8 protein-coding genes are annotated in these 9,372 nt (G+C 70.6%); 6 read left to right on the forward strand and 2 right to left on the reverse strand.

Annotation, left to right across the window (positions count from 1 at the left end):
* From VOI19_RS07785 to VOI19_RS07810, 6 genes are all read left to right on the forward strand, one after another.
* The coding region (locus VOI19_RS07785) for an SbcC/MukB-like Walker B domain-containing protein (RefSeq protein ID WP_323792395.1) at positions 1-1,917 on the forward strand (1,917 nt) is incomplete at its 5' end.
* Between the two features lie 36 nt (positions 1,918-1,953).
* A complete protein-coding gene (locus tag VOI19_RS07790; protein WP_323792396.1) occupies positions 1,954-3,336 on the forward strand; it encodes a mycothione reductase in 1,383 nt (460 codons plus the stop codon).
* Between the two features lie 9 nt (positions 3,337-3,345).
* On the forward strand, positions 3,346-4,866 hold the full coding sequence (locus tag VOI19_RS07795; protein WP_323792397.1) for a TldD/PmbA family protein: 1,521 nt from the start codon (positions 3,346-3,348) through the stop codon (positions 4,864-4,866).
* The gene (locus VOI19_RS07800; protein ID WP_323792398.1) at positions 4,863-6,266 is read left to right on the forward strand and encodes a metallopeptidase TldD-related protein; all 1,404 of its coding nucleotides are present in this window, start codon (positions 4,863-4,865) and stop codon (positions 6,264-6,266) included. Before VOI19_RS07795 ends, VOI19_RS07800 begins: the two co-directional genes overlap by 4 nt.
* A complete protein-coding gene (locus VOI19_RS07805; protein WP_323792399.1) occupies positions 6,266-6,961 on the forward strand; it encodes an Ig-like domain-containing protein in 696 nt (231 codons plus the stop codon). Before VOI19_RS07800 ends, VOI19_RS07805 begins: the two co-directional genes overlap by 1 nt.
* 63 nt (positions 6,962-7,024) lie before the next feature.
* Positions 7,025-7,723, forward strand: coding sequence for a hypothetical protein (locus tag VOI19_RS07810; RefSeq protein WP_323792400.1), 699 nt, complete (start codon positions 7,025-7,027; stop codon positions 7,721-7,723).
* Here VOI19_RS07810 and VOI19_RS07815 read toward each other — a convergent pair.
* Positions 7,704-8,513 carry a mechanosensitive ion channel family protein gene (locus tag VOI19_RS07815; protein ID WP_323792401.1) on the reverse strand — a complete coding sequence of 270 codons (810 nt, stop codon included), beginning with the start codon at positions 8,511-8,513 and terminating at the stop codon, positions 7,704-7,706. The two genes, VOI19_RS07810 and VOI19_RS07815, sit on opposite strands and share 20 nt — an antisense overlap.
* On the reverse strand, positions 8,510-9,372 hold an 863-nt coding region (locus VOI19_RS07820; protein ID WP_323792402.1), incomplete at its 5' end, for a serine hydrolase domain-containing protein. The genes VOI19_RS07820 and VOI19_RS07815, both read right to left, overlap by 4 nt.

Below are 9,372 nucleotides of genomic sequence, written 5' to 3' on the forward strand. Positions count from 1 at the left end.
CCGTCGTACGACGAGGTCATGGCGGTGGGAGCGTCCGCGACCGAGGCGGTCGCCGTCGTACGAGCGGCTCTCCCGAAGGTCGAGCGTCGACGTGTCGCGCACACGGAGCGGGTCGACCTGGAGGGTCAGATCGCCCGCCTCGAGACCGAGTTCGAGGTCGCGCGCTCCGAGCAGGCGGTGCTCCCCGCTCGTCTGGAGTCGCTGCGCGCCGACCTCGCCGGGGCCCGGGCCGCTGCCGATCGGCTCCCCACCCTCGCCGAGGCCGAGACCTTGCTCTCCACTCGACTGGAGGCCCACGAGAGCGTGGTCGGGCTGCGGGCCGAGCTCGCGCAGGCGCGCGAGGAGTGGGTCGGCGCCCGCGAGGTCACCGTCGGGCTCAAGGAAGAGCTCCTGGTCCTTCAGCAGGCCCGGATCGACGGCATGGCGGCCGAGCTCGCCGGCGCCCTGGCCAGCGGTTGCAGCTGTCCGGTCTGTGGCTCGGCCGACCACCCGGCCAAGGCCTCTGCCGCGCCGGGGGCCCCGGACGCCCGGGCCGAGAAGGACGCTCGCGCGGCCGTCGTCGACGCCGACCTCCTCGAGCACGCCTTCAGCGCCAAGGTCCACGAGCTCGAGACCACCATGGCCGCGAGTCTCGCGCGAGCCGGTGAGCACTCCGCCGAGCACGTGCGAGCCCAGCTCTCCGAGACACGCGGGCTCCTGCGCGCGAGCACCGCCAGCGCAGCGCGTGCCGACCAGCTCGCCCGCGCCCTGGCCGCAGCGGACGCCGCGGCGCTCGAGGTGGACGCGCGGCTTCACGAGCTGTCGACCAGCCACGCGCGCCTCCTGGCCGCGCACGAACGGGTCGTCACCGAGATCGACGGCCTTCACGCAGAGATCGCGGATGTCCTCGAGTCCACCGGCCACCCCGACCTGGAGAGTCTCCTGGCGCACCACGAGCGCACCCTCGCGCTCGGTCGAGCGGCCGAGCGCCACCTCGAGCAGGCCGAGGCCGCCGAGGCCGCGCGCCTCGAGGCCGAGGGCGCAGCAGACCAGGCGGCCCAGGACGCAGCGTTCGCCGATGCCGAGGAGGCCGCTGCCCACGCGCTGGCCCCTCCCGAGGTCGAGGACCTGGCCACCCGCGTCGAGCACCACCAGCGCCGCCTGGCCGCGGTGCGAGACATCCTGTCCGAGCACGGTGCAGGAACTCTCAGTGACAGTCCACCGCCACCGGTGGACGACCTCGAGACCGCCCACCGCGCGCACCTCGCCAGGCGTGACGCGGCTGCGGCAGGCCTGCACGTCGCCACCACGCGACACGAGCGGCTCACCGGCCTCGTGGCCGACCTCGACGAGATCCTGGCCGAGTGGATGCCGTTGCGCGAGGACCTCCTCGTCGCCGCCGGGCTCGCGGGCTTCGTGGAGGGCAAGTCAGCCGACAACGCCCTCAAGATGCGGCTCTCCGCCTACGTCCTGTCCTACCGGCTCACCCAGGTCGTAGCAGCGGCCAACGAGCGCCTCGCGCGGATGAGCGACCAGCGCTACTCCCTCGAGCACACCGGCACCCGCGGCGCCGGTGAGACCCGCGGTGGTCTCAGCCTGTTGGTGCGCGACGACTGGTCCGGCGAGACACGTGATCCCGCGACTCTCTCCGGCGGTGAGACCTTCGTGGTCTCCCTGGCCCTGGCTCTCGGTCTGTCGGACGTCGTGACCCACGAGAGCGGCGGAGCGGCCCTCGACACCCTGTTCGTCGACGAGGGCTTCGGCTCCCTCGACGCCGACACCCTCGACGACGTGATGGACACGATCGACTCGCTCCGCGACGGCGGGCGGGTCGTCGGACTGGTGAGCCACGTCGCCGAGATGCGCGACCGGATCCCCGCCCAGCTCGTCGTGTCCAAGGCCCGCCGTGGCTCGACCGTGACCCTCAGGGGCTGCTGACCCTTGGGGTGACACCCTGGCTGACAGGATGTCGAAGTGAACTCTCACTACGACCTGGCCATCATCGGTAGCGGTTCTGGCAACTCGATCGCCGACGACCGGTTCACCGACCGCAAGGTGGCCCTCCTCGAGAAGGGCGTCTTCGGAGGCACCTGCCTCAACGTCGGGTGCATCCCGACCAAGATGTTCGTCTACCCTGCCGATCTCGCGCTGAACGCGCTGCACGGCGAGCACCTCGGGGTCGAGTCACACCTCGACCAGGTGCGCTGGCCCGAGATCCGGGACCGCATCTTCGGCCGCATCGACCCGATCTCGGCCGGCGGTCGCCGGTGGCGCGACGAGAGCAACGAGCACGTCACGCTGTTCGAGGGGCATGCGCGGTTCGTGGCCGAGCGCACCATCGACACCGGGACGGGCGAGACGATCACCGCCGACGAGGTCGTCGTGGCAACCGGGTCCCGGCCCCTGATGCCCAGGATCGACGGCCTCGACAGCGTGACCGTGCACACCAGCGACACCGTGATGCGCCTCGACACCCTTCCCGAGCGCATCCTCATCGTGGGCGGCGGGTTCGTCGCAGCCGAGTTCGCGCACGTCTTCGGCGCCTTCGGCAGCCAAGTCACCCTCGCCAATCGCTCGTCCGCGCTGCTGCGCGCCGAGGACGACGAGATCTCGGCCGCGTTCACCCGCGCGGCCCAGGACCGCTGGGACGTCCGTCTCGACACCGAGGTCTCGCGTCTCGAGCCGCTCGACGGCGCAACCCGCGCACACCTCACCGACGGCACGACGCTCGACGTCGACGTGGTGCTGGTCGCGACCGGTCGCGTGCCCAACTCCGACCTCCTGGACCTCCACCTCGCCGGCATCGAGGTCGACGGCACCGGCCTCGTGAAGGTCGACGAGCACCTGCGCACCACGGCCGAGGGTGTCTGGGCCCTCGGCGACGTCGCCAACGACTGGCAGCTCAAGCACGTGGCCAACCACGAGGCGCGCGTGGTGCAGCACAACCTGCTCCATCCCGGAGACCTCCGCACGGTGCGCCAGGACGCTGTGCCGAGTGCGGTCTTCTCCAACCCTCAGGTCGCCAGCGTCGGGCTCACCGAGCGCGAGGCCACCCGTCGCGGGATCGCCCACGTCGTAGCGCGCCAGCAGTACGCCGGCACGGCGTACGGGTGGGCGATGGAGGACACGTCGAGCTTTGCGAAGGTGCTCGCGGACCCCGTGAACGGCCAGATCCTGGGGGCCCACCTCATGGGACCGCAGGCGTCCAACCTGATCCAGCCACTCATCCAGGCGATGTCCTTTGGCCAGACCGCCCACGACGGCGCTCGTGGCCAGTACTGGATCCACCCGGCCCTCGCCGAGGTCGTCGAGAACGTCCTGCTGGCCCTCCCGGATCCGACCCACGCCGGGGAGTAGGTTCACGCCATGAGTGGCCTCGATCCTACGTTCGTCGACCTCCCCTTCCGCCGGCTCGGAGACGCCGCGCTCTCCCGCGCGCGGGCGCTGGGCGTCTCCCACGCCGACTTCCGCTTCGAGCGGGTGCGCTACCAGAGTCTCTCGGTGCGTGACGGCGTCCTTCAGAACGCGAGCGACACCGAGGACCTCGGCTTCTCGGTGCGCGTGATCCACCGCGGCGCCTGGGGGTTCGCCTCTGGCGTCCTCCTCACCCCCGAGGAGGCCGTGCGCGTGGCCGAGACCGCTGTCGCGGTCGCCGAGGTCGCGGCCACGATGACGAGCACACCGGTGCAGATCGCCGACGAGCCGATCTACCCCGACGCCACCTGGGTGAGCAGCTATGAGATCAACCCTCTCGAGGTGTCGGTCAGCGAGAAGTCCGCGCTGCTCGTCGACTGGACCGAGCGGCTGCGCCGCGGGACGGCCGTCGACCACGCCCGCGCCTACTGCGAGCAGGTGCAGGAGAACAAGTACTACGCCGACCTCGCCGGCACCTCCACCACTCAGCAGCGGGTGCGCCTGATGCCCGGCTTCGAGGCGATGGGCGCCGGCGCAGACACCTTCGACTCGATGACGAGCATCGCTCCCCCGGCCGGCCGCGGGTGGGAGTACCTCCGCAGCGTCGCCGAGGGCGGCGTCTACGACTGGGACGCCGAGCTGGCCGAGGTGCCCGATCTCCTCGACGAGAAGCTCAAGGCACCGAGCGTCCAGGGCGGCACCTACGACCTGGTCATCCACCCCAGCAACCTGTGGCTGACGATCCACGAGTCCATCGGCCACGCCACCGAGCTCGACCGGGCGCTGGGCTACGAGGCCAACTACGCCGGCACCTCGTTCGCCACCCCCGACCTGCTCGGCTCGCTGCAGTACGGCTCGGACGTCATGCACGTCACCGGTGACCGCACCGTCGAGCACGGCCTCGCCAGCGTCGGCTACGACGACGAGGGCGTCGCCACCCAGTCGTGGGACATCGTGCGCGACGGCCGGTTCGTCGGCTACCAGCTCGACCGTCCGATGGGGGTGATGCTGCCCGGGGTCGACCGCTCCAACGGGTGCGCCTACGCCGACTCCCCCGGCCACATCCCGATCCAGCGGATGGCCAACGTCTCTCTCCAGCCCGATCGTGGCCCGGCGCCGGCGAGCACCGACGACCTGATCGGCAAGGTGGAGGACGGCCTCTACGTGGTCGGCGACAAGTCGTGGTCGATCGACATGCAGCGCTTCAACTTCCAGTTCACCGGTCAGCGGTTCTACCGGATCAAGGACGGCGAGCTCGCCGGCCAGGTGCGTGACGCCGCCTACCAGGCCACCACCACCGACTTCTGGCGCTCGATGGAGGCCGTCGGCGGACCAGACACGTGGGAGCTCGGCGGAGCCTTCAACTGTGGCAAGGCGCAGCCCGGTCAGGTCGCCGCGGTGAGCCATGGCTGCCCCACGTCGCTGTTCCGGCAGGTCCGCATCCTCAACACCCTCGAGGAGGGCTCGGCATGAGCACCCACCAGACCCTCGTCCCCCAGTCGCTGGTCGAGCACGCCGTGGCCACGTCGATCGCCGACGACTGCATCGCGATCGTCACCGACAAGACCAGCGCTAACCTGCGCTGGGCCAACAACACCCTGACCACCAACGGCGTCATGCACGGCGTCAGCGTCACGATCATCTCGTTCGTGCGCCACGACGGCGGGGTGTCGACCGGCTCCGTCACCGGAAGCGCGAGTGACCAGGCGCAGGTGACGGCGCTCGTGCAGGCCGCTGACGCGGCAGCGCGCGCCAGCACCCCCGCTGAGGACGCCGCGCCGCTGGTGGCCGACGCCCCCACGGCGTCCGACTGGGACGACGCCCCGGTGCCGACCGACATCGGGGTGTACGCCGATGTCGCGCCCGCCCTGGGTGAGGCCTTCGGGCGCGCGGGTGCAGCCGGGCGGATCCTCTACGGGTTCGTCAACCACGAGATGACCACGACCTACCTGGGCTCCACCAGCGGGCTGCGACTGCGTCACGTGCAGCCCACCGGTCACTACGGCTGCACGGCCAAGAACACCGCTCTCACCAACAGTGCCTGGGTCGGTGGGGCCACGCGCGACTTCACCGACGTCGACGCCCTGGCCATGGACGCCGAGGTCGCCACGCGGCTGGCCTGGGGCGAGCGGCGCGTCGACCTGCCGGCCGGGCGCTACGACACGATCCTGCCGCCCTCGGCCGTGGCCGACCTGATGATCGACGCCTACTGGTATGCCGGCGCTCGTGACGCGTTCGACGGCCAGAGCATCTACAGCAAGCCCGGTGGGGGCACCCGCATCGGCGAGCGGCTGACCGCACCGGGAGTCCACCTCTACTCCGACCCCGGCTACCCGGGACTGGAGTGCGCGCCGTTCGCGCTGGCGTCGTCGTCGAGCAACGACGCCTCGGTGTTCGACAACGGGCTTCCCCTGGGACGCACCGACTGGCTCCGCGACGGTGAGCTCACCTCCCTCCTCCAAACGCGTCACTCGGCGGCGCTGACCGGTCATCCGGTCACGCCGATGGTCGACAACCTGGTGCTCGAGGTCGAGGGCGCCACGCAGTCGTTGGAGGACCTGGTGGCGGGCACGGAGCGCGGCCTGCTCCTGACCTGTCTGTGGTACATCCGCGAGGTCGACCCGCAGTCCCTGCTCCTCACCGGGCTGACGCGCGACGGCGTCTACCTCGTCGAGAACGGCGAGATCACCGGCGCGGTCAACAACTTCCGCTTCAACGAGAGCCCGATCGACCTGCTGCGGCGCTTCTCGGCGGCTTCGGCGACGCATCCGAGCTTCAGCCGGGAGTGGGGCGACGACTACTTCTCGCGCACCGCGACGCCGGCGCTGCGTGTGCCCGACTTCAACATGTCCAGCGTCTCGCAGGCCCTCTGATGACCCGCACCGGCGGCACGCTCGTGGCCGGCCTCGCAGCGGCCGGCACCGCCCTGTCGCTGGCCCTGTCGCTGATGGCTCCGGCAGCCGCCGACGAGGCTGCGGGCGCCCCGGTGACGGTCGACGACCAGGTGACGGTCAACGGCACCTCCACCGAGGTCGTCGACGTGCTCGCCAACGACAGCGACCCCAACGACGACGTGCTCGCGCTGTGTCGGTTCACCGTCCCCGACGACGCCGCGGTCTTCGTCGAGCGGGTCGACGACATGCTCTACATCAGTCCGTACTCCAACGAGAGCGGCACCTACGAGATCACGTACTACGCCTGCGACTTCGACTACCTGACGCCGGGCACCCTCACCATCGAGGTCGTCAAGACGCCGCTGGTCCGGGCCAAGAAGCTCGCACGGCCGGGTCGGGTGCATTTCAAGAACCCGGGTCCCAAGCGGGTCGTGGTGCTCTACGGCAACCGCAAGGAGCCGCGGCCCGACGGACGCGTCCGGATCGCGCCCGGTGCTGCCGAGAAGGTCACGGTCATGCGCAAGCGCATCTACTGGGTGGCTTTCGTCCCACGCACCGGTGCCTACGCCGGCGAGGGCGTGGTGACGCACATCAAGGTGCCGCGCGGCAGGTCCGCGAGGCCGACGGCGCCGCCGCTCGGCGCGACGGCGCAGCAGATGTGGGCGTCACGCTGACCGTGCAGGCTCGTTCTTCGTAGAATCTCGGGACCCCGGTTCCACGACCACAGAGAGCTCCTCGTGTCCCTTCGCCCGTCCACGATCGTGTCGACCCTGCTGCTCTGCCTGACGGCGACGGTGCTGCCCGTCCTCGCTCCGGCCCCGTCCCTCGCAGCCCCGTCCCTCACAGCCCCGTCCCTCGCCGCCCCGGGCGCCTCGCAGCGCCCCGTGCCCAACGCCGACAGCTACACCGTCCTGTCGTCGGGCGGCTACGCGCTGCCGGTGCTCGACAACGACGAGACCTCGGTGCTGAGCAACGGTGAGCTGACGTTGTGCGGCGTCACGGTGGACGAGGAGACCCAGGACCTCCTGTATGCCGAGATCGATCGCGACGACCCCTCGAGGGTCTACGTCGAGACCAGTCGCACCGCCTACGGTCGCGTGACGTTCACCTACGACGCGTGCCAGGGTGATCGACGGGCGACGACCACGGTGACCGTGACGATCATCCGACTGCTCCCTCCCACGGTGACGAAGAAGCAGAATCGACGGGCCAAGCTCCTGGTCGAGAACCCCAACACCGACGCCACCCTGCTCTTTCGCTGGGGCAGCCCCCGCACGGCGACAGCCGACGGCGAGAAGGGCGTCGGCGCCGGTCGACGCAAGACCATCAAGGTCACCCGGACCCGCATCTACTGGGTCGCCTACGTGCGCGACCAGGGGTCGATCGTGATCGCCGGCGACGGAACCGTCAACAAGATCAGGAAGGCGAGGAGGTAGCGCCCGGGGACTCCCCCGGCGGCAGGTGCACCACCCGCTGCGGGAACGCGATGACCATGCCCTCGGCGTCCAACGCCTGCTTGCAGGCGATCGCGACGGCACTGCGCACGCGCCAGCGCTCGGCGTTCGTGGCGCCGTGCCAGAAGCGGACCTCGACGTTGATGGTGCTGTCGGCGAACTCGTAGACCCAGGCCTCCGGAGCGGGAGTGGCGGCGACGCCCTCGACCTCTCCGACCGTCTCCCGCAACAGGTCCACCGCGCGCGCCAGGTCGGTGTCGTAGTCGAGACCGATGATCAGCTCCGTACGGCGGTCCGAGCGGTTGGTGTAGTTGGTGATCGGGTTGTCGAGCACCATCGACGACGGCAGCAGCACGTCGTTGCCGTCGAAGGTCAGGAGCCTGACGGTGCGGAAGTTGACCTCGAGGACCCGTCCCTCGAAGTCGTTGGTCGCGATCTGGTCGCCGCGCCGGAAGGGACGCCTGATCTGGAGGAGCACCGACGCGATCGCGTTGGACAGCACCGACTGCACGGCGAGCGCGACGGCGATACCGCCGATGCCGAGGGCGCCCAGCAGCGGCGTGATCTCGACCCCGAACATCGTCAGGACGTAGATGGCTGCTGTCGTGACGAGCACGACCTGGAGGAACCGCGCCAACATCCGTGCCGCCCCCGGCGCGCTGTCGGAGCCACGGAACGCGCGCATCAGCAGCATCCGCAGCACGATCGCGAGGACGATCGCGGCGACGATCACCGCGAGCGCGACGACACCCTCCTGCCACGTGGGGCTCATGAGGCGTGCACGTCCGGCTCGCGGGTGTAGACGAAGGTGGCGCACTCGAGGTGCGTGGGGTGGACGTGCAGCGTCTCCCCACGGTGGTAGCCGGTCAGGCCGACGAAGCGTCCGTCGCTGAGCCCGAACGTGTACATCAGCTCAGCCGACTGCAGCGCGCGTACCTCGAGCACGTCGTGGTTCCAGCGGAGCTCGACAGCCAGGTTGCCCCAGAACCACACGCCCAGCAGTGGCTCGGCCTCGACGGGCAGGTCGGTCGTGGCTTGCCAGCCCGACGCCTCGGGAGGTGTCCCGCCCAGGAGGGCAGCAGGGACGCGCTCGGCCTCGAGCCCCGTGGTCGCGTTGCACAGGGCGATGGTCGCCTCTGCCGTGAGCGGGTCGACGAAGAGGCTCGCGATGAAGCCGGGCATCGAGCCGGAGTGGCCCACCCACCGGGCACCGTTGACTTCGACGAGTCGCAGCCCGAGCCCGTAGCCGCTGTCAGCGCGCGGCGTGGTCATCTCGACGGCGGTAGCGGCGCTGAGGTGCTCCGGACGCCGCCCGGCCAGGACCGTGGTCCAGGTGGCCAGGTCGGCCAGCGTGCTCCACAGCTGCCCCGCCGGAGCCATCGCGCCGGTGTCGGTGTGCGGCTCGGGGTGCAGGAGACCGGTGAAGTGCCCGACACTCTGCCCGAGAGCGTGCGCACCCGTCGGCCCGTACGTCGTGCGCGTCATGACGAGCGGCTCGAGCAGCCGCTCCTGCACCACGCTCCACCAGGGGGCACCGCGCAGCCGAGCAACCACCTCGCCCAGCAGCCCGTAGCCGAGGTTGGAGTAGTGGAAGTACGCCCCCGGGCCCGCCACCGCACCGGATCCGGCGT

Source organism: Nocardioides sp. (genome assembly GCF_034670285.1).
Taxonomy (GTDB): Bacteria; Actinomycetota; Actinomycetes; order Propionibacteriales; family Nocardioidaceae; genus Nocardioides.